Origin of the sequence: Streptococcus sp. AS14, from assembly GCF_000286495.1 — a bacterium.
GTDB classification, from domain to species: Bacteria; Bacillota; Bacilli; order Lactobacillales; family Streptococcaceae; genus Streptococcus; species Streptococcus sanguinis_P.
On the sequence record NZ_ALKI01000017.1, the window covers coordinates 168,084 to 191,578 of the forward strand.

The window sequence follows — 23,495 nt, forward strand, 5'->3', positions numbered from 1 at the left end:
CTGCTTTCAAAGCATTTCGTTATTAAAAGAGAACTGATAAGATTATTGGAAATAAACAAGAAAGAGGAAAGAAGATTGACAGAACAGCAAACACAGCATTCTTTTGAGCCTTCAAGGAATGCTCAGTCGCAAGAGAAATTCCCGCATCATTTTCAACCTCAGCAAGGCCATGTTTCAAGTCCGCAGGGACCAACTCCGCCTTTGACCAAGAATAGATCCTGGAGAGGAATCCTGATAGGCGGAGCCTTGCTCTCTCTTGGTCTTGGACTAATCGGAGGGGGAATCTGGGGATATAGAATGGGAGTAGCGGATGTCATCAAAGGAGAATATCCTGTGCTTCATCCTTTGGCAGATGCTAGGGAATCAAAGAGAGATCAATCAGATCAGTACATTGACCCTGATACTACTGAGTTCAAGTGGGACATTGATAGTTTGTCAGAGTTACGGTTCAATACTATTCAGACAGATACGAATGGTACTTCTGTGGAAGATATTCTAGATAAATATGGCAAGGCTTTAAAAGAAGAAATCTCTCGTGACAGCCTTGATTTAGAGTGGGGAACGCTTCAAGATTCTGATGATGAGGAGGACTGGTCAATTTATTATACAGATCAAACTGCTTCTCTGGATTTTGAGAAGAAAAAAGATGGTTTCTATCTGAATAGCCTTCATATCTATAATATTCGCTTTGAAGGAAGCAAACATAATGCTGAGGACGAAGCGATGGCGGCTGATTACTTTGAAAAATTGAAAAAAGGCGATGCAAAGACTGGTAAGGATGGCATTTCCTATAAGGAAGTTTTTAAGGAATATGGCAGTCCGCGAAGTATCTCTATTCGTGTAGATGAAGATTTCAATGAGGATACTAGTCAAACCATTATGGAGGCGGCTTATGACGCTCCTAATGATGGAACTTATAGGTTGTTATTCGTTCAGCAGGAGGACGGAAACTATCTTTTGTCCACTACTGCCAATAAATAAAACAGAACTCAAATAATAAAAGGAGAAACGATGTCAGAACAAAATAAACCGCAGGAACAATCTTTAGAAGGATTGGCTCCGTACCCGCAGCAAGTCCAGTCATCAGACTCAGGACAATTTGTAGCTAACTCAACAGAGGGGCAGCCTCTCCCAGTAGAAGGGGGCAGTCCTGAAATGCCGAATCCTAATCAAGATTTTGGCGTTCAGCAACCCATTTTTGATGCTCCTCAGCAACAGATGCCTCAGCAGGATAATTGGGGAAATCCCGCTTTTCAAGAAGCAATTCCTCAGGGATTTAATCCAGCTGGTCAGAACTTTGCCGGACCACAGCAAGCTGCAAACTTCGCTGCCCAGCCAAGTCCAGAGCCAAAGAAAAATAGTACGGGCAAGCTGATAGGATTTTTAGGAATAGGTCTGGCAGCAGGACTATTGCTAGGGGGTCTTGGCGGCTATTTCCTAAATGATTTTATGGGTGGGGGAAGTGTGCCAAGTCTGTCTCGAAAGGGACATCAAAGCGATGTTGCTTCTTTTGTGGCTCCGTCAAAAGAGGATGTATATGAGTGGGAAGTGAAAGACCTTGAAAAGCTGAGCATTGTTAGTGCGGATGATGAAGGATTGACCCCTGAACAAGTAGTCAAAGATTTTGGCTTGGCCAGCAGTGTGACGTTTCAAGAAGAAGGGCTCTCATTGTCTTGGTTGCCTGACTCTAGTTATACCACTCTGACCTTTATGAAACACGAGGATGGCAGCTACCATCTTCAGGGTATGAGTATTATGCCCGGTAGTGACGACTATGATAAAAAGGTATCTGGCCAGATTACAGAGAGCTTAAAGACGGGTGATGCGGAAACAGGCGAGGGCGGTTCTTCCTTTAAAGAAGTAATCAAGGAATACCCAGAATATCAACATATCTCAGTTTATGGGGATGGTGAATCAGAGCCGAAGATGCTTGTAAACTATGAAACCTCTTCAAATAAGGAGATAACTTTGACTTTTATCCGTCAGGAAAACGGACAGTATCTATTGAGTAATCTTTCTAAATAGAATAAATGAATAGGAGTTCTTGTCTCATAAGCTGGAAGCTCTGAACGGTACGCAAAAGATCAAAATGACCATTGACGCCAACACTGGAAACATTTTGAACGAAAGAATTAAATAATATCGTTGGTATATAAGTTTGGAATTGCTTTGTTAGGCACGGACGAGAGTTCGTGTCTTTTTACAATCTGTATCTCATGTAGAGAGTCTTATAGGAGTTTTGCAATCCCCTTTTTTGTGTTATAATATTGTCTAATCAAGCTTCTTGGTTTACTTCAATTGTTCTTCAAGTTGTTGGAGATTGAGGAGATAAACAAACTAAAAGGCTAAATCATTCACGAATCGAGGGAAAAATCATGTCTGCTACTAAAATGAACGCTCAAGAAATTATCAAATTTATCGCTGATGCCAAGAAAAAAACTCCGGTCAAGGTGACCTTTGATGGAGAATTGCACGGATCGATTCCTTGGTCTGTTGTGAAGTTAGGCAATGTTCTTTTTGGGGATTGGGAAGAAATCAAGCCACTCCTAGTGAACTTAGAGGAGAATAAGACCTATGTCGTAGAGCAGGATGCCCGCAACTCAGCGGTGCCGCTTTTGGATAAGCGTGACATCAATGCCCGTATTGAGCCGGGTGCTATTATCCGTGACCAAGTTGAAATTGGTGATAATGCTGTCATCATGATGGGGGCGGTTATCAATATCGGTGCGGAGATTGGTGCTGGAACCATGATTGATATGGGGGCCATTCTGGGAGGCCGAGCGATTGTCGGCAAAAACAGTCATGTCGGTGCTGGTGCTGTTCTGGCGGGAGTCATTGAGCCAGCTAGCGCTGAGCCAGTTCGCGTTGGAGACAATGTGATGATTGGTGCTAATGCGGTTGTGATCGAAGGTGTACAAATTGGCAGTGGTTCCGTTGTTGCGGCTGGTGCGATTGTGACCCAGGATGTTCCGGAAAACGTAGTGGTTGCTGGCGTTCCGGCACGAGTTATCAAGACCATTGACGAGAAGACCCAGCAGAAGACAGCTCTGGAAGACGCTCTGCGTACTCTTTAAAGATGGCATAAATTTGAATTGATTGGGTACGGTCCAACACTTTGACTGGTCTGACAAGATTTTAAAGGAAAGAAACAATGCTTGATTACCTGAAAATTCGCCGTGATTTACACCAGATACCAGAAATCGGTCTGGAAGAATATAAGACTCATGCCTACCTGATGCAGGTCATTGATGGACTGACAGCAGGTCTAGACTTTGTGGAAATCCGAACTTGGCGGACTGGTATTTTGGTCTTTATCAAGGGAAGTTCCCCAGATAAGACGATTGGCTGGCGGACAGATATTGATGGTCTGCCGATTGTGGAGGATACAGGACTGGACTTTGCCAGTACTCATGAAGGTCGCATGCATGCCTGCGGACATGATATGCACATGACGGTGGCTCTAGGTCTGCTGGAACAAGCTGTGAGCGCTCAGCCTACCCACAATCTGCTCTTTCTCTTTCAGCCTGCTGAGGAAAATGAAGCTGGCGGAATGCTCATGTATGAAGACGGTGCTTTTGGCGACTGGCTGCCAGATGAATTTTACGGACTTCATGTGCGGCCGGATCTCAAAGTTGGTGATATTGCGACTAACAGAGGAACTCTCTTTGCTGGCACCTGTGAGGTCAAGCTGACTTTTAAGGGGAAGGGAGGCCATGCGGCCTTTCCTCATGAAGCCAATGATGCTTTGGTGGCGGCTAGCTACTTTATCACCCAGGTGCAGACCATTGTCAGTCGCAATGTCGATCCTATCGAGGGGGCGGTTGTAACCTTTGGTTCGCTCCATGCTGGCACGACCAACAATGTCATCGCAGAAACGGCCTTTTTGCATGGCACCATTCGGACTCTGACTCAGGAGATGAACCTCTTGACCCAGAAACGTTTACGGGAAATAGCAGAGGGGATAGCCCAAAGTTTCGGTCTGGAATTGGACTTGGAGCTTAAACAAGGTGGTTATCTGCCTGTAGAAAATCATCCTGATCTGGCAGGTGAACTGATGGACTTTTTCCAGAAGGAAGAAGGAGTGGAGCTGATTGATATTGCGCCGGCGATGACAGGTGAGGATTTTGGCTATCTGCTCAGCAAGGTCAAGGGCGTCATGTTCTGGCTGGGAGTGGATAGTCCCTATGCCCTCCATCATCCCAAGATGACACCGGACGAGGCAGCACTGCCCTTTGCTATTGAAAAGATTGGGAAATTCCTAGATTATAAAATCAACGAAAGATAAGGAAAGGGTGGACGAGCTGCATGAAAAAAGAGCTGAGACAAACTGTACTGAACCAGATGAAGAAACTGTCAGGAAAAGAAAAAGAACAGGCAGATAGCTGGCTGACCCAGCACTTGCTCAGTTCAGCAGCTTATCAAAACGCTCAGGTTATCGCTACCTATCTTTCTATGCCGCATGAAGTCTCAACTGCATCCTTTATCAAGCAGGCTCAGTTGGACGGCAAGCGGGTTTTAGTGCCCAAAACCTATGGCCAGGGTCGGATGATATTTGTGGATTATGATGAAAGTTGCCTGCAAAAAAGCTCTTTTGGTCTTATGGAGCCGATAAGTGAAGAGGCTGTGGACAAGACAGAAATTGATCTGATTCATGTGCCGGGTGTGGTCTTCAATTCTCAAGGCTTTCGGATTGGTTACGGCGGTGGCTACTATGACCGCTATCTGGCTGATTTTGCAGGAGCATCCATCAGCAGCATCTATAGTTTTCAACAGTCTGATTTTGAGCCTGATTATCACGATATAGCAGTAAAGGAAGTACTGATTTATGAACTACATCTACGATAAAAAATATCCTGTGACCAGTGTTTTGTTAATTCTAACAACACTTGTCTTTGTGGGGATGCTGATTTTACGTGGCTTTTCTTATGCTGAAGCACAAACGGTCTTTGAATTTGGAGCAGTGTATTCTCCAACTATTATCATGAATCCCATTCAGATATGGCGTCTCTTTTCTGCTATCTTTGTGCATATTGGCCTGGAGCACTTTGTGGTAAATGTCATTACTCTTTATTTTATTGGACGGCAGGCAGAAGACATTTTTGGTTCGCGAAATTTCTTTCTGCTCTATATGATGTCTGGCCTGATGGGAAATATCTTTGTCTTCTTTTTCAGTCCAGCTGCTCTATCAGCAGGAGCTTCAACCGCCTTGTTTGGACTTTTTTCCTCTATCGTGACCCTGCAATATGTCGTTCGCGACAGCTACATTCAGCAGCTGGGGCAGTCTTATATGACCTTGATTGTGGTCAATATCATCTTTAGTTTCATGCCTAGTATCAGTCTGGCGGGGCATTTGGGCGGTTTGATTGGCGGCATACTCTGCGCGGTCATTCTCCCTATCAAAGGCTCAAGCAATGCTTTTAAACCTGCTCAGCGCTGGCTAGTCTTGTTGGGCTATCTAGCCTTGGCTGCCCTTCTAATTTTTCTAGGCTTTCATCATTCCTTGATTTAACAGGTATGTATAAATAACTAACGATATATAAAAAAGAGGTTGAAAACCTCTTTTTTATAGCTGAAATTTTATTTTCAAGGCTAGTTGTTTGAAGCCATTATTTTTTCTCTTGTTTTTTCTCTAATGTATGACCCAAGTCAATGATATACTGCTTCAAGGAGTCTTTGACCTGCGGATGCTTGAGGGCGTAGTCGATAGAAGTCTTCATAAAGCCGAACTTGTCACCGACATCATAGCGATCACCTTTGAATTCGCGAGCGAACACGCGCTGCGTCTTGTTGAGGGTATCAATCGCATCGGTCAGCTGAATCTCATTTCCAGCACCTGGCGCTTGCTTTTCCAAGATTTCAAAAATTTCTGGTGTCAGCAGGTAGCGGCCGATAATAGCCAAATCACTTGGTGCATCTTCAGGCTTTGGTTTTTCTACGAAAGTTTCTACGCTGTAGAGGCCTTTGACACCTTCACCTTGAGGGGCAATCACACCATAAGAGGAAACTTCATCATGAGGGACTTGCATGACAGCGATGGTAGAAGCATGAGTAGCTTCGTAGTCATCAATCAATTGCTTGGTCAGTGGCACAGCCTTATCATTGGTGATGTCCATAAGGTCATCGCCTAGCATGACAACGAAAGGCTCGTTTCCGACGAAAGCCTTGGCCTGAAGGACAGCATCTCCTAGTCCGCGCGGATGGCTCTGACGGATGAAGTGCAGACCGATACCAGTGGTTTCATCGACCAATTTGAGCAAGTCGTCTTTACCCTTTTCTTTGAGGTTGTATTCTAATTCAAAATTTGAGTCAAAGTGGTCTTCGATGGAGCGTTTTGATTTACCTGTGACAACTAGAATATCTTCAATTCCAGATTTGAGAGCTTCCTCAACGATAAACTGGATGGTTGGCTTGTCAACGATTGGCAACATTTCCTTGGCCAGTGCTTTGGTAGCTGGCAGGAAGCGGGTTCCGAGACCAGCTGCAGGGATGACGGCTTTCTTAACTTTTGACATAATTATTTCCTTTCTATTAGAACGAAGTCCATTCGTTCTCAGCCTTGAATTCATTGTTCATAATTTCATAAATGGCTTCTTTGATATTACAATTTTGATAAATAACCTTGTAGATAGCCTGGGTAATCGGCATATAAACATCCAGCTCTTGGGCCAGTTCATAGGCTGCCTTGGTGGTGGAAATTCCTTCGATAACCATGCCCATATTGGCTTCGATATCAGCTAATTTCTCGCCGCGTCCTAGAGCATTGCCGGCCCGCCAGTTGCGGGAGTGGACAGAGGTTCCTGTGACAATCAGGTCACCGACACCAGATAGGCCGCTGTAAGTCAGAGGATTGGCTCCTAACTTGACACCTAGACGCGTGATTTCGGCCAGACCGCGTGTGATAATAGCTGCCTTGGCGTTATCACCATAGCCTAGTCCATGGAGAGCACCAGCTCCAACTGCGATGATGTTTTTCAGAGCGCCTGCAGTCTCTACTCCGATGACATCGGTATTGGTGTAGAGGCGGAAGTAGTGATTGCTGAAGAGCTCCTGCACATACTTAGCTGTTTCCAGATCCTTAGAAGCAGCGGTGATCAGGGTAATATCGCGTACAATGGTTTCCTCAGCATGGCTGGGACCTGAGACAACGACAATCTCGCTACGTAGCTCTGCAGGGATTTCTTCTTCTAGGATAGTTGAAATCCGTTCGTGAGTATTGGGCTCCAGTCCCTTGGAGGCGTGCATGATTTTCACCTTGTGGTCTAGGGCTTGAGCCACTTGTTTGGCTACCAGACGGGTTACCTTGGTCGGCACGACAAAAAGCACGGCATCTGCATCTTTTAAAGCTTCTTCTAGGTCATGATAGGCCTTGATCTTTTCATCCAGTACAATATCTTTGAAATAGCGTTTATTGGTGTGTTCGTCGTTGATTTCGTTGATTTGTTCAGCGATATTTCCCCAAATACGAACCTCATGTCCGTTGTCATTTAACACTTGTGATAAGGCTGTTCCCCAAGAACCAGGACCAATCACAGCAACTCGTTGTTTATCCATATCTTCTCCTTATGATGAAATTCCGAGTCTGAATTTAAATCGGTTTTAGAGTCTATATCTCATTTTACCATATAATATAAGAAATTTCTTGCTTGACATTGTTTTTATCTGTGATATAGTAAGGAAACTAAGTCAAATATGAAAAAAGTAGGAGGAAGCATGTTTTTTAAAAGTCTATTACGGTATAAATGGTATGCCCTGAGTTCGCTTTTGATGACCTCGCTGATGATTGCCAGCTCTCTTTTACTGCCCTGGTTTTTAAAGCACATCTTAGATGCTTTGCAGGAGCAAAATAGCCAGACCATCTACAGTATGGGCGGCTGGCTGATTGGCATCGGTTTTGTTGGACTGGTGGCAGGAGGGATTAATGTGACCTTGGCAGCTTACATTGCCCAGGCTGTCTCATCAGATCTCCGTGAGGAGACTTTCCGCAAGATCCAGACCTTTTCTTATGCCAATATCGAGGAATTCAACGCCGGCAATCTAGTCGTGCGGATGACGAATGACATCAATCAGATTCTAAATGTGACCATGATGCTCTTTCAAATTCTTCTTCGACTGCCCATTCTTTTTATCGGATCAGTTATCTTGGCCATTGTGACCATGCCCTCTCTCTGGTGGATTATCTTCTTGCTGATTGTGCTCATAGCTGGTCTAACGGCTGTCATGATGGGGATGATGGGGCCTCGTTTTAAGAAATTCCAGACTCTTTTGGATAAGATTAATGCCATTGCTAAGGAAAATCTTCGTGGTGTGCGAGTGGTCAAGTCCTTCGTTCGGGAGGAAGACCAGTTTCATAAGTTCAGTCAGGTGTCTGATGAACTTTTGTCAGAGAATCTCTATATTGGCTACGCTTTTTCAATCATTGAGCCAATGATGATGTTGGTCGGCTACAGCTCTGTTTACTTGGCTATCTGGACTCTATCTGGCATGATTCAGGCGGAGCCAGGACTGGTCAGCTCCATCGCTTCTTTTATCGGTTACCTGAGCCAGATTATTTTCACTATCATTATGGTTGGCTTCTTGGGAAATGGTGTGACGAGGGGGATCATTTCTATCCGTCGGATCAAGGAAGTATTGGCAACGGAGCCAGCTATGGCTTTCCCAGACTCGCCAGATGAAGAACTAGAAGGTAGCCTCAGCTTTGAGCATGTGACTTTTTCCTATCCCAATGATGACGAGCCAATGCTAAAGGATATCAGCTTTGAGGTAGAGCCTGGGCAAATGATTGGCGTTGTCGGTGCGACAGGTGCTGGTAAGTCTACCTTGGCCCAGCTGATTCCCCGTCTTTTTGATCCGCAAGAAGGTTCTGTCAAGATTGGCGGTCGAGATCTGCGAGAGCTTAGTCAGGGAACTCTTCGTAAAAATGTTTCCATCGTGCTCCAGCGGGCGATTCTATTTAGCGGAACCATTGCGGACAATCTCCGTCAGGGCAAGCTCAACGCTTCGCTGCCTGAGATGGAGCGGGCGGCTCGTATTGCCCAAGCTAGTGAATTTATCAGCCGTATGGAAGAGAGTTTTGACAGTGCAGTGGAGGAGCGTGGCAGCAACTTCTCTGGCGGTCAGAAGCAGCGGATGTCCATTGCTCGAGGTGTTGTCAACAATCCCAATATTTTGATTTTAGATGATTCGACCTCGGCCTTGGATGCCAAGTCAGAAAAGCTGGTTCAAGAAGCCTTGAACAAAGAGCTGCAAGGAACGACGACGATTATCATTGCTCAAAAGATTAGCTCTGTTGTACATGCAGATAAGATTCTGGTCTTGGATCAAGGACGGCTGATTGGTCAAGGGACACATGCGGAATTGGTCGCCACTAACGATGTTTACCGCGAAATTTACGAAACTCAGAAAGGAAAGGAGGACTAAGATGCGGACGATTGCATTTTTCTGGCAATATTTTAAGCGTTACAAATTATCCTTTGTCGTTGTCCTTTTGATGATGATAACAGCGACTGTTTTTCAGGTCCTTTTTCCGGTTTATGTCGGTCAGGCTGTTCAGCATTTGGTTGAGTTGGGACGTGCTTTTGCAGAGAAGGGTGAGACTGATCAGATTCTGTCGACTTTTGGCAGCGTCATGGGCAGTGTATTGGTATCCTTTGTCTGCCTGTCTGTTTCTAGCCTGATTTACATGCTTTTGATGACCCGAGTTATTGCCCATTCGACCAATGAGATGCGCAAGGGCTTGTTTGGCAAGCTATCCAAGATGACAGTTGCTTTCTTTGACCGCCATCAGGACGGCGACATTTTATCGCGCTTTACCAGTGACTTGGACAATATCCTGCAAGCTCTAAACGAGAGTATGATCCAGGTTATGAGCAATGCCTTGCTTTATCTGGGCTTAGTGATTATCATGTTTGTCCAAAATGCTAGATTGGCCTGGATAACGGTAGCCAGCACACCGGTTGCTTTTCTTCTTCTAGTGGTTATTGTTAGGCTGGCTCGGAAATACACCAATCTTCAGCAAAAAGAAGTCGGCCGCCTCAATGCTTATATGGACGAGACCATTTCAGGTCAGAAGGCTGTTATCGTTCAGGGAATGCAGGAGGAGGTCATCAAAGGATTCATTGAGCAGAATGACCGAGTACGCTTAGCGACCTTTAAAGGCCGGACATTTTCGGGGCTTCTTTTCCCTATCATGAACGGGATGAATTTGATTAATACAGCCATTGTGATTTTTGTTGGTTCGGCTGTCTTACTGAGCGACCCTAATGTCGAAACGGCTGTTGCAGTTGGCCTGATTACCACGTTTACTCAGTTTTCCCAGCAGTATTATCAGCCCATCATCCAGATTGCTGCCAGCTGGGGCAGTTTGCAGTTGGCCTTTACAGGGGCTGACCGGATTCAGGAGATGTTTGATGCACCAGAGGAAGTCCGGCCAGAGAATGCACCTGCTTTCATAGAGCTTACAGACTCCGTGGAGATCAAGCATGTGGACTTCTCTTATGTAGAAGGCAAGCCTATTCTCAAAGACGTATCTATTTTAGCCCCTAAGGGCAAGATGACGGCTGTTGTTGGCCCGACTGGATCAGGTAAGACGACCATTATGAACCTGCTTAATCGCTTTTATGATGTGGATAATGGCAGTATCGAGTTTGACGGTCGTGACATTCGAGATTATGAGCTGGATAGCCTACGGAGCCATGTGGGGATTGTCTTGCAGGATTCGGTGCTCTTTAGTGGTACGATTCGGGACAATATCCGCTTCGGTGTGCCGGATGCCAGTCAGGAGATGGTAGAAACGGCTGCGCGTGCGACCCATATTCATGACTATATTGAAAGTCTGCCAGACAAATACGATACTCTGGTAGATGATGACCAGAATATTTTCTCAACTGGGCAGAAACAGCTGATTTCCATCGCTAGAACTTTGCTGACTGATCCGCAAGTCTTGATTTTGGACGAAGCGACTTCCAATGTCGATACGGTGACGGAGAGCAAGATTCAGCAAGCCATGGAAGCCGTTGTGGCTGGCCGAACTAGCTTTGTCATTGCTCACCGCCTCAAGACAATTCTCAATGCCGACCAGATTATCGTCCTCAAAGACGGAGAGGTTATCGAACAGGGCGATCATCATCAGCTCCTTAAACTCGGCGGTTTCTATTCAGAACTTTATCACAACCAGTTTGTCTTTGAGTAGATGGTTGGTTTTGCAGCTGTATAATCAGCCGGGCTTTAAAATATTAAATAGAAAAGTTAAAAAAACCAGCAGGTTTCTGTTCCTGCTGGTTTTTTAATTAACATCAAAGTAGTGATTATTTCACATGTTTAGCCAGATCTTCTTGGGCCTTTTTATTGGATTCCTCTTTTTCTTTTTTCCACTTTTCTTGGGCCTTTTGATAGTCTTTAGTTGTGACAATCTCATCACTGATTTCCACGTATTTATGATAGTTGGCGTCTTTTGTACCTGTCTGAGCATAAGAGTTAGTAAATGGCACAATCCGAGAAATGAACGGTGCTGCTCCTCTGCTGCTCATAGTTGGCACAACGAGGGCACTATCTGTCAGCCATGCTTGAGCTGCAGCATATTTTTCATAACGCTTGTCAACATCTTGTGTTTCGTTTCCGGCCTCTTCAATCAGTTTGCTGTACTCATCCAGTCCTACAGCTTTAGCAGCAGCATTGTCTTTGTCTTCAAATCCAAGGTAGGTTCTGGTCTGAGTGCTGTTACCTGGGACTAAAATGTCTAGGTAAGTAGATGGATCTTGGTAGTCTGGCTCCCAGCCAACGAGACCGTTGATATCCCAGTCTTCCTGGCTAGCAGCTTCAGCATTGAAGGTGATATTTAGTGCTTCGTCCTCAGCCAGCATCTGCAGGTCTACAGAGACATTGTCCTTTCCTAAAGCCTCTTCTAATGACTGTTTCAGAGATTGCATACGGTTGACGAAGTTAGTAGAATTCTGAGTGACAGGAACATCTAGGTGAATTGGGAATTGTACGCCTTCATTTGCAAGAGCCTGCTTGGCTTTGGCAAATTCCGCCTTGGCTTTGTCAGTATTGTGGAGACCGTCTTGACCGTCATCTAGCTTGATACCTTTCCACTCGTCACCATAGGAAACCAGTGATTCTTCGACAAGAGTGCCAAATTCCTTGCCATTGGCTTGTACGAAGGTTGGCGGAACAAAGAGATTACGGACAGCTGGCTTGGCTGCATCTTCTCCGTTGACCTGAGCCGAATAGCTTTCGCGGTTAAGGGCAAAGGCTAGAGCTTGGCGGAAGTCTTTGTTCAGCAGAGCTTTTTTGGTAGCTTCTTTTTGTTCATCGCTGGTTTTAGAAGTGTGGTTATAACTTTGACGGTCAATGTTAAAGCTGATTAGACCGACACCCGCTCCTGCTTCTGTCATGAAGATATTATCTTTGTATTTCTCAGCGATTGAGGAATAACTGGAAGTGGCTGGGTAGAGTCTTGCCAAACTGTAGCCGCCATCTCCGAAGGTCCGCGCTAATGAATCTTGGTCAGAACCATCGTAGTAAGACAGTTTGACACCATCAATCTTGACCTTGTCCTTATCCCAGTAGTTAGGGTTCTTCTCAAATTCGACAGAGGATTTAGAAGTAATGGATTTCATGATAAATGGACCGTTATACAGAATGGAGTCGGCTTTGGTTGCCTGACCGAATTCCTTGCCTTGCTTTTCTAGGAAGGCCTCGTTGACCGGCATCATAACACCTGATGTTGTTTTAGAGTTCCAGTAGGTTTCAGGCTTGTTGAGTGTATATTGAACCGTATGATCGTCCAGTGCCTTGACTCCAACAGCTGAAAAGTCTTTGTTGGTACCAGCTGCATATTCACTCAGTCCCTTGATGGAATCTTGGATAAGAGGGAGGGCGTCAGATTTGATATCGGCAGCATGTTTGATACCTGCCACAAAGTCCTGAGCTGTAACATCTGCGTATTCTTCACCATCAGCGGTATACCACTTGGCATCTTTGCGCAGCTTATAGGTATAGACGAGACCATCTGGAGAGACTGTCCAGTCTTCTGCGATAGACGGAGCTAAGTTTCCATATTTATCATTTTCCAGTAGGCCATCTACACCATTTGTAGTCAGCTCATGGGTAGACACCTTTGCCGACTGGATGTAGTCCAAAGTCGTTGGATCAGACGTAAAGACATAGCTGTAGATTTTTTTGCTGGATTGGGAATTTCCGCCTCCAGAGCAAGCTGTAAGTAAGCCGACAGAGAGCAGAGTGAGCCCTGCGGCAAGAAGAATATTTGATTTTCTCATAGGGACCTCCAAATTATGAGTTTTTACACTGCTTATTATAACAAATTTCTGTCAAAAGTAAATAATTTTCTGATAATTCTGAAATGTTTTTCTAAATTTTAAAAAAGAGATTTATACTGTTGCATATTCTGATAAAAAATTTTTATAACCAGCATTAAAAAAATCTATTGGACGGCTTCGCAGAGGAGTGGTAAGATATACTATATCAAAATAAGGGGGAATCACGGTATGTGCAGAACAATTGTTGGAATTTCAGCCAATCTTTGTCCAGTAGATGAAGCTGGAAAGAATATTCACACCTCTGTTTCACGCAAGTTTGTGGACGGCGTACGAATGGTTGGTGGCCTGCCAATGGTGATTCCCGTTGGGGATAAAAGTTTAGTTCAAGATTATGTAGAAACGATTGACAAGCTGATTTTGTCAGGCGGGCAAAATGTTCATCCGCAGTTTTATGGGGAAGAAAAGACCATTGACAGTGACGACTACAATATTGTTCGCGATGAGTTTGAGTTGGCACTCTTGAAAGAAGCCCTGCGCCAAAACAAGCCAGTCATGGCCATCTGCCGCGGTCTGCAGTTGGTAAATGTTGCTTTTGGCGGAACTCTCAATCAGCATATCGAAAATCACTGGCAGGGCTTGCCATTTGGTACTTCGCACTCCATTCGTACGGAGAAAGACAGCGTTGTGGAGCGTTTGTTTGGTCAGGCTAGTCAGATTAATTCGGTCCATCGCCAAAGCATCAAAGACTTGGCACCTAATTTCCGCGCGACAGCCTTTGACCCCAGAGACAATACCATCGAAGCGATTGAATCGGTTGACAATCATCGTATCATAGGCCTTCAATGGCATCCAGAGTTTTTAATAAACGAAGAAAAAGGCAATTTGGAGCTGTTTCAGTACCTTTTGCAAGAGCTGTAAAAAATTATTTCATTTTTTCAAGTTACTTTTAGGAAAATTTAAGATAAGTGTTCTATACTAAGACCATAAACAAAGACCTCCTAACTTTGTTTAGAAATCCTAAAACTTTTCTTTTTCATAATAATCTCCCTATAAGAACCGCCCAATTGGCGGTTTTTTTGCTTGTTCTTTGCGAATTTAGTATAATAGGGACAGCAAAAATAGAAAAGAGAAATGCATGAAAATTCGCGGATTCGAGCTGGTTTCCAGCTTTACAAATGAAGATTTGTTGCCCAAGAGAGAGACGGCTCACGCAGCGGGCTACGATTTGAAAGTGGCAGAGCGCACAATCATTGCGCCAGGGGAGATTAAGCTGGTTCCGACTGGTGTCAAGGCCTATATGCAGCCGAGCGAGGTGCTTTATCTTTACGATCGCTCATCCAACCCTCGTAAAAAAGGCCTGGTTTTGATTAACTCCGTTGGGGTCATTGATGGCGACTACTATGGCAATCCTGGAAACGAAGGCCATATCTTTGCCCAAATGAAGAATATCACGGATCAGGAAGTCGTCCTTGAAGTTGGCGAACGTGTAGTGCAGGCTGTCTTTGCACCATTTCTAATTGCGGATGGAGATGAAGCGGAAGGTGTGCGGACCGGCGGATTTGGCTCGACAGGGAAATAGAGTAAGAAAATGTCAGACTATTTATTAGTTGTAGATATGCAGTCAGATTATGTTGCTGTAGGAAAAGCATATGATAATGAAGCACTGACTGTGGCTGTAAATGACAAAATTGCCAGCTATCCCAGCAATCGGGTTATCTATATTCTCAACCGTTTTTTCTGGGAGAGAAAAGATAGGAAGAAGAAATTTGCGACTGGTTTGCAGGTTGTATCTTCTCGCATCTTTGAGAAGCGTCGGGCTTCTTGTTTTACCAATCCGGATTTAAAAGATTTTTTAGAGGGAAACGGTGCTAAAAGCATAGAGTTTATTGGGATCGATGGCAATGGCTGTGTCAAGGCTTCCGTTTTGGCAGCTGTCAAGGAGAATTATCAGGTTTCCATCGATTTGTCCGCTATCGGAGTTGCTAACCAGAAGAAATTCTCTAAAACACTGAAGCAATGGCAAGATTGCGGAATCAAGATTGGATAACTTTATGAGGACATTAGTATGAAAATCATTTTTATCCGCCACGGAGAGCCAGATTATTCACTTTTGGAAGAGGCTGGTTATACTGGCTTTGGACTAGATTTGGCTCCCTTGTCGGCTGCTGGTCGTCGGATGGCGACAGAGGCCGCTGATAATCCTTTGCTGGAACAGGCGGAAATTCTGATCTCTTCTTCTGTGACGCGGGCTTTGGAGACGGCCTCCTATTTGATTCGAGACCGCCAACTGCCGCTTTTTGTGGAGCCTTTTCTGCATGAATGGCAGGTATATGAGAGTGGGACAGAAAAGTTTGAGCAGGCACGGAAGTTATTTTTTGAAAATAATGGTTCTCTTCCTGCTGGAAGTCTTGTCCGGTATGAGACGGCTGAGCAGATGAAAGCCCGCTTTTTACGTACCCTAGGTAAATACAGAGGCTACGAGACAGTGGCTCTTGTAGCACATCGCATGCTCATCCGCCAGTTTATAGCTGATCAGCAGATTGATTTTTGCCAGTTTGTTGAATGTGAACTGAAGTTTTAATGTTTCGTTGTAAAAAGAATCTTAATAAAAGGATTTAGAGATAAAAGAAAATATGAAAGAATTTAAGAACAAGGACTATGCAACAGAAATTCGTCAGAAAATTCCAGGCTATGATGTGATGCTAGATGTGATTTTCCGAGGAGTATTGCTTAGGTTAGCACCCAGTTTAAAAGTCGATAAGATGTTAGCTTTGGCAAGCCAGACGGATGAGTTAAATGGTTTGGCATCCTTATTTCCTAAGGCAGGGTTGACGGTTGTGGAGCCAAGTGAGGCGATGCTACAAGAGCTTAAAAGACAGGTTTATCTGCCTCAAGCGGAGTATCTTAATAGTCGATTTGAAGAAGCAATACTGCCCTCTGCTTATCAGATTTGTTCTTGCTTGCTAGTATTGCAGTTTGTTGAAAATCCCAGCTTATTTCTTCGAAAAATTTATGAGTCTTTAAGTGAAGATGGCCTTCTGATTCTTAGCTTTTTTTTCCAACCAGCAACTAGGCTATTGGAAAACACTTGCTTCAGAGCTAGGAGCCAATCAGCAACAAATTCAGCGTACTTATAAGAATCAAGCTAGTTTGATGAATTCCCTCTCGCCTCAAGAAGTTGCAAACCTACTAGAAGAGGCTGGCTTTACTAACATAGAGCAAGTGTGTCAGGTCTTATCTACTTTTGTTTGGATTATTAGAAAATAAGGAGAATCACCATCGCTAAGAAAAAAACGACCTTTGTCTGTCAAAATTGTGAATATCATTCGCCCAAATATCTCGGCCGCTGTCCTAACTGCGGCTCGTGGTCTTCTTTTGTTGAGGAAGTAGAAGCTGCAGAAGTCAAGCATGCCCGTGTTTCCTTGACAGGCGAAAAGACCCGGCCCATGAAGCTGGCTGAGGTCACTTCGATTGATGTCAACCGGACCAAGACAGAAATGGACGAGTTCAATCGTGTGCTGGGTGGTGGAGTAGTGCCTGGCAGTCTGGTCTTGATTGGCGGGGATCCCGGTATCGGGAAGTCCACCCTGCTTCTGCAAGTATCTACCCAGCTTTCTCATCAGGGCACCGTCCTTTATGTCAGCGGAGAGGAATCAGCTGAGCAGATTAAGCTGCGGGCGGAACGGCTCGGTGATATTGACAGTGAATTTTATCTCTATGCCGAGACCAATATGCAAAATATCCGTACGGAGATTGAGAAAATTAAGCCAAATTTTCTGATTATTGACTCCATTCAGACGGTTATGTCGCCGGAAATTTCCAGTGTTCAAGGCTCTGTCTCTCAGGTCCGAGAGGTGACAGCTGAGCTTATGCAGCTGGCCAAGACCAATAATATCGCGACCTTTATCGTTGGTCACATGACCAAGGAAGGAACCTTAGCTGGTCCTCGAACATTGGAGCACATGGTGGACACAGTGCTTTATTTTGAGGGGGAGCGTCAGCACACTTTCCGTATCTTGAGAGCGGTCAAGAACCGCTTTGGTTCGACCAATGAGATTGGTATTTTTGAGATGCAGTCTGGCGGGTTAGTTGAGGTTGTCAATCCAAGTGAAGTCTTTCTGGAAGAGCGTCTGGATGGTGCGACAGGCTCATCCATCGTTGTGACCATGGAAGGGACGCGGCCGATTTTGGCAGAGGTGCAGGCTTTGGTGACACCGACCATGTTCGGCAATGCTAAGCGGACCACGACTGGACTGGACTTTAACCGAGCCAGCCTCATCATGGCGGTTCTGGAAAAACGGGCGGGGCTCCTCCTGCAAAATCAAGATGCCTACCTCAAATCAGCTGGGGGTGTCAAGCTAGATGAGCCAGCCATTGATTTAGCGGTGGCGGTAGCCATTGCTTCCAGCTACAAAGATCTGCCTACCAATCCTCAAGAGTGCTTTATCGGTGAAATTGGCCTGACTGGCGAAATCCGTCGTGTTAACCGTATCGAGCAGCGCATCAATGAAGCAGCAAAGCTGGGCTTCACCAAAGTCTACGCTCCTAAAAACTCTCTGAACGGCCTCAAAGTTCCAGACAATATCCAAGTCATCGGTGTGACGACGATTGGGGAAGTTTTAAAGAAGGTATTTTCTTGATTAAAGTAGTATTGCGAAAAGTTGTTGTGCGTGCTATAATATTGCTAGAAAAAAATAGGATTTGTCTGGAAATTCCTATAAGTTGTTTTTCCAGATTTTTTAGGAGGATAATCAACCATGGTAGATCATCGTATGAATGTTTCTATTACCAATAATGCTCAATTTCCCTTGGCGGAGATTGCCTTAGATGTATCAGAGTCTGTTCGTATTCAGACTGGGAGCATGATATACCACACTCCCAATGTTGTCCTGAATGCTAAAGTGAATGCAGAGTCTCAATCAATCTTTGGCAAGGCAATCCAAGCTGTAGGCCGTTCTATGGCTTCTGGCGAAGGAGTGTTTATCACTGAAGCAACTGCTCAATCAAATAACGGTCGTCTAGCCTTAGCACCTAATGTACCTGGTCAGATTGTTGCTCTGGAACTAGGCGAAAAGCAATACCGCCTTAATGATGGGGCTTTTCTGGCTATGGATGGCTCTGCTTCTTATACTTTAGAGACGCAGTCGGTAGGTCGAGCTCTCTTTGGTGGCCAAGGGGGCTTTTATGTGATGAGTACCCAAGGTCAGGGGACACTCTTGGTAAATTCCTTTGGCTCGATTCAAAAGGTCGAGCTACATAATGATAGGATAACGATTGACAATGCCCACGTAGTAGCATGGAGTCGAGAGCTGGAGTATGATATTCATTTAGAAAATGGTTTCTGGCAGTCCATGGGGACTGGTGAAGGAGTGGTTAATACCTTCTATGGAACTGGGGAAATTTACATCCAAAGTCTCAATATTGAAACCTTTGCAAATGTTCTTCGCCCACACCTGAATATTGACAATTCTTGAAAATTTCTAGGAGAGACTCAGGTTGTCTCTTCTTTTTTGATGCTTCAGTTTTCCTTTGTCCAAAATATATGAAAATGTTATAATCAAGTCATAATGAGAAGGAGGCATTTCTTATGCGATTTTCTATGGACAGTAATATGCAGTTTCCTTTGGTTGAGTTGTCGCTCAATCAAGGTGAAACGGTCTTTATCCAGCGTGGCAGCATGGTCTACCACACGCCGAATGTGACCCTGAATACCCAGCTCAATGCAAGCGGTTCTGGCTTGGGACGTTTTGTCAAGGCTGTGGGGCGTTCTATGGTTTCTGGTGAAAGTACCTTCATTACCCAGGCTGTTGCCCAGTCTGATAATGGCTACCTTGCTTTAGCGCCAGATTCTCCTGGCCAAGTCATTCCTCTTCAGCTAGGCGAAAAGCAATATCGACTTAATGATGGTGCCTTTCTAGCTCTTGATGGTACGGCTTACTATACCATGGAGCGCCAGTCTGTTGGCAAGGCTCTCTTTGGAGGGCAAGGGGGTCTCTTCGTTATGACAACTCAAGGTCAGGGCACTCTGTTGGCTAATGCCTTTGGATCTATTAAGAAAATTGAGCTTCATAACCAAGAAGTGACGATTGACAATGCCCATGTAGTAGCTTGGAGCCAGTCTTTGAATTATAATATCCATCTGGAAAATGGCTTCTGGCAGTCTATCGGAACGGGAGAAGGAGTGGTCAACACCTTCCAAGGTACTGGTGAAGTCTATGTGCAAAGTCTCAATCTTCAAACCTTTGCAGGCTCACTCAGCAAGTTTATTCCAAGAAGCTCATAAGAAATAAAACTAGGACAGAAGATCAGGCTAGATGCTGGATTTATCTGTCCTATTTTTTTATAACAAAGTCGAGAACTGACAAATAGCAGAAAAGATGGTAAGATAATATAAAATTATTTGGATATCAAAGTACCAGTAAGGGGAAAGAATGTCATATTTTGAAAACTTTATGAAGGCCAATAAAGCTTATGTTGATCTGCATGGAACGGCACATCTGCCCATTAATCCCAAGACCAAGGTAGCCATTGTAACCTGCATGGACTCTCGGCTCCACGTAGCCCAGGCTCTAGGACTGGCACTAGGAGACGCCCATATCTTGCGCAATGCCGGCGGTCGGGTGACGGAGGATATGATTCGCTCGCTGGTTATTTCGCAGCAGCAGCTAGGAACGCGGGAAATCGTAGTTTTGCATCATACAGACTGCGGGGCACAGACCTTTAAGAATGAAGATTTTACGGTCTATCTTCATAAAGAACTAGGTGTCGATGTCAGCAATCAGGACTTTTTGCCCTTTACAGATGTAGAGGAAAGTGTGCGCGAGGATATGGCCTTGCTGCGGCAGTCACCACTGATTCCAGCTGATGTAGAAATCTCTGGAGCGGTTTACGATGTAGATACTGGTCGGATGACAGTTGTTGAGGAATAGTTGGGAAGTCAATTTCTTTGTCTGCGCATCGGCATTGAAATTGGCTCCTTTTTTATGTTAAAATAGAGAAACGATTTTAATTAGTTAGGACAATGTTATGATTCTTTCCATTATTTCTCAGGGATTGGTTTGGGCCGTCCTAGGTCTAGGTATTTTTATGACCTTCCGGATTCTGGGCTTTCCTGATATGACGACTGAAGGCTCCTTCCCCTTGGGCGGAGCGGTGGCTGTTACCTTGATTACCAAGGGAGTCAATCCTTTTCTAGCAACAGCAGCAGCCGTTTTAGCGGGCTGTGCAGCGGGTGCAGTGACAGGTCTGCTTTATACCAAGGGGAAAATCCCGACTCTGCTTTCTGGGATTTTGGTCATGACCTCCTGCCACTCTATCATGCTGATGCTGATGGGCCGTGCCAATCTGGGGCTTTTAGGCAGCAGTAAGATTCAGGATGTTCTGCCCTTTTCAGGAGAAGTCAATGACCTCTTGACTGGTTTGATTTTTGTCAGTTTGGTGATTGCTGCCCTGCTCTTTTTCTTGGATACTAAGCTAGGGCAGGCCTATATCGCGACCGGAGATAATCCGGATATGGCTCGCAGTTTTGGGATCAATACTGGCCGTATGGAGTTGATGGGACTGGTTTTGTCAAATGGCTTGATTGCTCTGGCTGGGGCGCTGATTGCCCAGCAGGAAGGCTATGCAGATGTTTCCCGCGGTATTGGGGTAATCGTAGTCGGTCTGGCTAGTCTTATCATTGGCGAGGTGCTCTTCCATAGTCTGACCTTGGCAGAGCGGCTAATCACCATTGTAGTTGGTGCGATTGCTTATCAGTTCTTGATCTGGGGCGTTATTGCTCTCGGCTTTAATACCAACTATCTCCGTCTTTACAGTGCGGTGATTCTGGCAGTCTGTCTTATGATTCCAACCCTGAAAAATAAATTCTTTAAAGGAGCCAAGTTAAGCAAATGACAGCGATTGTAGAATTAAGAAATGCAACTAAGCTTGTAAAGAGCGGCTTTGATGAAGAAAAAATCATCCTAAATGATGTTTCTTTGGACATTCACGAGCATGATTTTATTACGATTTTAGGTGGAAACGGTGCAGGAAAGTCAACCCTGTTCAATGTCATTGCCGGAACTCTCCCTTTGACCAGCGGTAGCATTCATATCTTGGGGGAAAATGTCACTCATTTTTCACCAGAAAAGCGGGCCAAGTACCTGTCTCGTGTCTTTCAGGATCCTAAGATGGGAACAGCTCCGCGGATGACAGTGGCGGAAAATCTTCTTATCGCCAAATTCCGAGGCGAAAAGCGTGGCTTGGTGCCCCGTGGGCTCAACAGCTACAGGGAAGAGTTTCAGGCGACGATTGAGAAAATCGGTAATGGTCTGGACAAACATCTGGATACGCCGATTGAATTTCTATCTGGTGGGCAAAGACAGGCTTTGAGCCTGCTCATGGCAACGCTCAAGCGACCAGAGCTTTTGCTTCTGGATGAGCATACTGCAGCACTGGATCCTAAGACCAGTGTAGCCTTGATGGAGCTGACCAATGAGTTTGTCAGTCGTGACCGCCTCACAGCTCTTATGATTACCCATCACATGGAAGATGCCCTAAAATACGGCAATCGACTAATCGTCATGAAAGACGGGCAGATTATTCAGGACTTAAACAAAGAAGAGAAAGCCAAGATGACCATCGCGGATTATTATGGCTTGTTTGAATAGGCTTGCTCAGAGTTTTGTAAAACCAAGAGAAAGAATATGTACTAAATAATGTACTGCTCCCACAAAGTTAGACAATTAATGTTCAAAAGACTCTCATAGATTAATAAAAATAGATTAAAAAAAACCGCTAGATGTACTGACCCCAAAAAGTTAGACAAATAATTTAAGTGAAGGATTTAGTTCTGTATTGCACAGGGCTAAGTCCTTTTAGTTTGACCTTAATTCGTTTGTTGTTGTAGTAATCGATATAGTCTACAATAGCTTGTTCAAGGTCTTCTAAAGACCTAAAGTGCTTCTCATAACCGTAAAACATCTCAGATTTCAAAGTACCAAAGAAGGACTCCATCATACCGTTGTCTGGGCTGTTGCCCTTGCGCGACATAGATGCTTGAATTCCCTTACTCTCTAGAAACTGATGATAAGAATCATGTTGGTATTGCCAGCCTTGATCACTATGGAGAATCGTATTCTCGTAGTGTTTCTCTGTAAATGCCTGTTCCTACATCGTTTTTACTTGTTCTAAGTTTGGTGAAGTAGAAAGATGATAAGTAATGATTTCGCTGTTAAAACCATCTAAAACTGGCGATAGATAGAGTTTTTGACTGCTTGCTGGAATGGCAAACTCTGTCACATCCGTATAGCACTTTTCCATTGGCTTGGCTGCTTCAAACTGGCGTTGAATGAGATTCTCTGCTTTCTTGCCAATCTCTCCTTGGTAGGAAGAATACTTCCGTTTCCGACGAATTCGAGCCGTTAAACCAAGGACTTTCATCAGCCGTTGGACCTTCTTATGATTCACCACGAAGCCACGATTCCTTAGTTCAAGAGTAACTCTCCGATAGCCATAATTTCCTTTATGCTCACGATAAATGGCCTGAATTTCAGCTTTAAGTTCTTGATTCTTATCTGGTTGATCTAGCTGTTTTAAGTGATAGTAGTAAGTTGAGCGAGCTAAATGTGCCGTTTCAAGGAGTAAATCTAATCGAAATCCTCCTGAAACCATTTCTCTAACTGTCTCTGCCTTTCTCTCTCTAAGGCTTCGTCCCTGTCTTCTAGCTCTTTTAACTTTTTTAGGTAGGCCACCTCGGTACGTAGACGCTCATTCTCCTCTTGAAGTCGTTCTAATTCTGTCATTTCTTCCCAAGTTTTCTTCCGTTTACGTCCCATCCTAGCTGGCCTTCCTCTTGTTTTCTCAACAATAGTATACCCGTTTTTCTTGTATTGTGCCAGCCAATTTGAAAGTAATCCACTACTTGGGAGAGCATAATCCAGAGATACGCTTAGTTGCGAACGACCTTCAATCAAAACCTTATTGATGATTTCTTGTTTTAATTTAGGAGAGTAATAACGGTTTTTCCCTTTTTTGACATTTTCTATTCCGTAACGATCAATCAATCGGATTAAGTACTTAAGATTTGAAAGGTTCATTCCATATTTTTCTGAAAGTCGCTTTAAGCTGATTCCTTGTTTTCTTAGTTCATAGATTCGAACTTTATCCTCATAAGTTAATTTCATTTAAAAACACCCCAAAAGTTAGATTTTTTCTGTCTAACTTTTGGGGTGCGGTTCA

General features: G+C 44.5%; 21 protein-coding genes and 2 pseudogenes. 19 read left to right on the forward strand and 4 right to left on the reverse strand.

Going from position 1 to position 23,495, the window contains the following annotated elements:
* Positions 1 to 45 precede the first annotated feature (45 nt).
* The 6 genes from HMPREF1150_RS02130 to HMPREF1150_RS02105 all read left to right on the forward strand — a co-directional run bounded on the left by HMPREF1150_RS02130 (position 46) and on the right by HMPREF1150_RS02105 (position 5,509).
* Positions 46 to 981 carry a hypothetical protein gene (locus HMPREF1150_RS02130; protein WP_032905708.1) on the forward strand — a complete coding sequence of 312 codons (936 nt, stop codon included), beginning with the start codon at positions 46 to 48 and terminating at the stop codon, positions 979 to 981.
* Positions 982 to 1,011: 30 nt separating this feature from the next.
* Positions 1,012 to 2,025, forward strand: coding sequence for a hypothetical protein (locus HMPREF1150_RS02125; protein WP_009660258.1), 1,014 nt, complete (start codon positions 1,012 to 1,014; stop codon positions 2,023 to 2,025).
* A gap of 350 nt (positions 2,026 to 2,375) precedes the next feature.
* Positions 2,376 to 3,074, forward strand: a complete 699-nt coding sequence (dapD, locus tag HMPREF1150_RS02120; protein WP_009660162.1) for a 2,3,4,5-tetrahydropyridine-2,6-dicarboxylate N-acetyltransferase — start codon at positions 2,376 to 2,378, stop codon at positions 3,072 to 3,074.
* 77 nt (positions 3,075 to 3,151) lie between these two features.
* A complete protein-coding gene (locus HMPREF1150_RS02115; RefSeq protein WP_002902113.1) occupies positions 3,152 to 4,285 on the forward strand; it encodes an N-acetyldiaminopimelate deacetylase in 1,134 nt (377 codons plus the stop codon).
* A gap of 20 nt (positions 4,286 to 4,305) precedes the next feature.
* Positions 4,306 to 4,845, forward strand: a complete 540-nt coding sequence (locus HMPREF1150_RS02110; RefSeq protein ID WP_009660217.1) for a 5-formyltetrahydrofolate cyclo-ligase — start codon at positions 4,306 to 4,308, stop codon at positions 4,843 to 4,845.
* A complete protein-coding gene (locus HMPREF1150_RS02105) occupies positions 4,826 to 5,509 on the forward strand; it encodes a rhomboid family intramembrane serine protease (RefSeq protein ID WP_009660249.1) in 684 nt (227 codons plus the stop codon). Before HMPREF1150_RS02110 ends, HMPREF1150_RS02105 begins: the two co-directional genes overlap by 20 nt.
* Before the next feature lie 97 nt (positions 5,510 to 5,606).
* Here the strand turns inward: HMPREF1150_RS02105 and galU are convergent, their stop codons facing one another.
* Entirely contained in the window at positions 5,607 to 6,512 is a 906-nt protein-coding gene (galU, locus tag HMPREF1150_RS02100; protein ID WP_002911531.1) for a UTP--glucose-1-phosphate uridylyltransferase GalU, read from the reverse strand.
* Between the two features lie 16 nt (positions 6,513 to 6,528).
* A complete protein-coding gene (locus tag HMPREF1150_RS02095) occupies positions 6,529 to 7,551 on the reverse strand; it encodes an NAD(P)H-dependent glycerol-3-phosphate dehydrogenase (RefSeq protein WP_002899188.1) in 1,023 nt (340 codons plus the stop codon).
* 159 nt (positions 7,552 to 7,710) lie between these two features.
* On the opposite strand from HMPREF1150_RS02095, the gene HMPREF1150_RS02090 reads away from it, so the two are divergent.
* Entirely contained in the window at positions 7,711 to 9,417 is a 1,707-nt protein-coding gene (locus HMPREF1150_RS02090) for an ABC transporter ATP-binding protein (RefSeq protein WP_009660212.1), read from the forward strand.
* 1 nt (position 9,418) lies between these two features.
* Positions 9,419 to 11,188 (forward strand): ABC transporter ATP-binding protein, encoded by a 1,770-nt coding sequence (locus HMPREF1150_RS02085; RefSeq protein WP_009660194.1) that lies wholly within the window; start codon positions 9,419 to 9,421, stop codon positions 11,186 to 11,188.
* Between the two features lie 115 nt (positions 11,189 to 11,303).
* On the opposite strand, the gene HMPREF1150_RS02080 is transcribed toward HMPREF1150_RS02085, so the two are convergent.
* On the reverse strand, positions 11,304 to 13,277 hold the full coding sequence (locus HMPREF1150_RS02080) for a peptide ABC transporter substrate-binding protein (RefSeq protein ID WP_009660208.1): 1,974 nt from the start codon (positions 13,275 to 13,277) through the stop codon (positions 11,304 to 11,306).
* A gap of 228 nt (positions 13,278 to 13,505) precedes the next feature.
* Between HMPREF1150_RS02080 and HMPREF1150_RS02075 the strand changes: the two genes are divergently transcribed.
* The 11 genes and pseudogenes from HMPREF1150_RS02075 to HMPREF1150_RS02025 all read left to right on the forward strand — a co-directional run bounded on the left by HMPREF1150_RS02075 (position 13,506) and on the right by HMPREF1150_RS02025 (position 21,925).
* Positions 13,506 to 14,195, forward strand: coding sequence for a gamma-glutamyl-gamma-aminobutyrate hydrolase family protein (locus tag HMPREF1150_RS02075; protein ID WP_002893948.1), 690 nt, complete (start codon positions 13,506 to 13,508; stop codon positions 14,193 to 14,195).
* Positions 14,196 to 14,412: 217 nt separating this feature from the next.
* Positions 14,413 to 14,856: a dUTP diphosphatase gene (locus tag HMPREF1150_RS02070; protein WP_009660190.1), complete on the forward strand. Its 444-nt coding sequence runs from the start codon at positions 14,413 to 14,415 to the stop codon at positions 14,854 to 14,856.
* A gap of 9 nt (positions 14,857 to 14,865) precedes the next feature.
* Positions 14,866 to 15,324, forward strand: coding sequence for an isochorismatase family protein (locus tag HMPREF1150_RS02065; RefSeq protein ID WP_009660175.1), 459 nt, complete (start codon positions 14,866 to 14,868; stop codon positions 15,322 to 15,324).
* An 18-nt stretch (positions 15,325 to 15,342) separates the two neighbouring features.
* On the forward strand, positions 15,343 to 15,858 hold the full coding sequence (locus tag HMPREF1150_RS02060) for a histidine phosphatase family protein (protein ID WP_009660148.1): 516 nt from the start codon (positions 15,343 to 15,345) through the stop codon (positions 15,856 to 15,858).
* A 52-nt stretch (positions 15,859 to 15,910) separates the two neighbouring features.
* Positions 15,911 to 16,544: pseudogene (locus tag HMPREF1150_RS02055) on the forward strand (class I SAM-dependent methyltransferase).
* Between the two features lie 5 nt (positions 16,545 to 16,549).
* Entirely contained in the window at positions 16,550 to 17,917 is a 1,368-nt protein-coding gene (gene radA, locus HMPREF1150_RS02050; RefSeq protein ID WP_080558697.1) for a DNA repair protein RadA, read from the forward strand.
* 117 nt (positions 17,918 to 18,034) lie between these two features.
* Complete coding sequence (locus HMPREF1150_RS02045) at positions 18,035 to 18,751, forward strand: TIGR00266 family protein (RefSeq protein ID WP_002911557.1); 717 nt, start codon at positions 18,035 to 18,037, stop codon at positions 18,749 to 18,751.
* A 113-nt stretch (positions 18,752 to 18,864) separates the two neighbouring features.
* Positions 18,865 to 19,560, forward strand: coding sequence for a TIGR00266 family protein (locus HMPREF1150_RS02040; RefSeq protein WP_002920350.1), 696 nt, complete (start codon positions 18,865 to 18,867; stop codon positions 19,558 to 19,560).
* Between the two features lie 148 nt (positions 19,561 to 19,708).
* Positions 19,709 to 20,206 (forward strand): carbonic anhydrase, encoded by a 498-nt coding sequence (locus tag HMPREF1150_RS02035; RefSeq protein ID WP_009660241.1) that lies wholly within the window; start codon positions 19,709 to 19,711, stop codon positions 20,204 to 20,206.
* Between the two features lie 97 nt (positions 20,207 to 20,303).
* Positions 20,304 to 21,170, forward strand: coding sequence for an ABC transporter permease (locus HMPREF1150_RS02030; RefSeq protein WP_009660216.1), 867 nt, complete (start codon positions 20,304 to 20,306; stop codon positions 21,168 to 21,170).
* The gene (locus tag HMPREF1150_RS02025; RefSeq protein ID WP_009660132.1) at positions 21,167 to 21,925 is read left to right on the forward strand and encodes an ABC transporter ATP-binding protein; all 759 of its coding nucleotides are present in this window, start codon (positions 21,167 to 21,169) and stop codon (positions 21,923 to 21,925) included. The genes HMPREF1150_RS02030 and HMPREF1150_RS02025 overlap by 4 nt, the downstream gene beginning before the upstream one ends.
* Positions 21,926 to 22,088: 163 nt before the next feature.
* Here HMPREF1150_RS02025 and HMPREF1150_RS11900 read toward each other — a convergent pair.
* A pseudogene (locus tag HMPREF1150_RS11900) lies at positions 22,089 to 23,440 on the reverse strand (IS3 family transposase).
* Positions 23,441 to 23,495: the final 55 nt, after the last annotated feature.

Bases quoted from the DNA above. Each gene is read 5' to 3' on its own strand.
- HMPREF1150_RS02125 (WP_009660258.1), top strand. From the start codon at position 1,012: ATGTCAGAACAAAATAAACCGCAGGAACAATCTTTAGAAGGATTGGCT.
- dapD (WP_009660162.1), top strand. From the start codon at position 2,376: ATGTCTGCTACTAAAATGAACGCTCAAGAAATTATCAAATTTATCGCT.
- HMPREF1150_RS02115 (WP_002902113.1), top strand. From the start codon at position 3,152: ATGCTTGATTACCTGAAAATTCGCCGTGATTTACACCAGATACCAGAA.
- HMPREF1150_RS02110 (WP_009660217.1), top strand. From the start codon at position 4,306: ATGAAAAAAGAGCTGAGACAAACTGTACTGAACCAGATGAAGAAACTG.
- HMPREF1150_RS02105 (WP_009660249.1), top strand. From the start codon at position 4,826: ATGAACTACATCTACGATAAAAAATATCCTGTGACCAGTGTTTTGTTA.
- galU (WP_002911531.1), bottom strand. From the start codon at position 6,512: ATGTCAAAAGTTAAGAAAGCCGTCATCCCTGCAGCTGGTCTCGGAACC.
- HMPREF1150_RS02095 (WP_002899188.1), bottom strand. From the start codon at position 7,551: ATGGATAAACAACGAGTTGCTGTGATTGGTCCTGGTTCTTGGGGAACA.
- HMPREF1150_RS02090 (WP_009660212.1), top strand. From the start codon at position 7,711: ATGTTTTTTAAAAGTCTATTACGGTATAAATGGTATGCCCTGAGTTCG.
- HMPREF1150_RS02085 (WP_009660194.1), top strand. From the start codon at position 9,419: ATGCGGACGATTGCATTTTTCTGGCAATATTTTAAGCGTTACAAATTA.
- HMPREF1150_RS02080 (WP_009660208.1), bottom strand. From the start codon at position 13,277: ATGAGAAAATCAAATATTCTTCTTGCCGCAGGGCTCACTCTGCTCTCT.
- HMPREF1150_RS02075 (WP_002893948.1), top strand. From the start codon at position 13,506: ATGTGCAGAACAATTGTTGGAATTTCAGCCAATCTTTGTCCAGTAGAT.
- HMPREF1150_RS02070 (WP_009660190.1), top strand. From the start codon at position 14,413: ATGAAAATTCGCGGATTCGAGCTGGTTTCCAGCTTTACAAATGAAGAT.
- HMPREF1150_RS02065 (WP_009660175.1), top strand. From the start codon at position 14,866: ATGTCAGACTATTTATTAGTTGTAGATATGCAGTCAGATTATGTTGCT.
- HMPREF1150_RS02060 (WP_009660148.1), top strand. From the start codon at position 15,343: ATGAAAATCATTTTTATCCGCCACGGAGAGCCAGATTATTCACTTTTG.
- HMPREF1150_RS02045 (WP_002911557.1), top strand. From the start codon at position 18,035: ATGGTAGATCATCGTATGAATGTTTCTATTACCAATAATGCTCAATTT.
- HMPREF1150_RS02040 (WP_002920350.1), top strand. From the start codon at position 18,865: ATGCGATTTTCTATGGACAGTAATATGCAGTTTCCTTTGGTTGAGTTG.
- HMPREF1150_RS02035 (WP_009660241.1), top strand. From the start codon at position 19,709: ATGTCATATTTTGAAAACTTTATGAAGGCCAATAAAGCTTATGTTGAT.
- HMPREF1150_RS02030 (WP_009660216.1), top strand. From the start codon at position 20,304: ATGATTCTTTCCATTATTTCTCAGGGATTGGTTTGGGCCGTCCTAGGT.
- HMPREF1150_RS02025 (WP_009660132.1), top strand. From the start codon at position 21,167: ATGACAGCGATTGTAGAATTAAGAAATGCAACTAAGCTTGTAAAGAGC.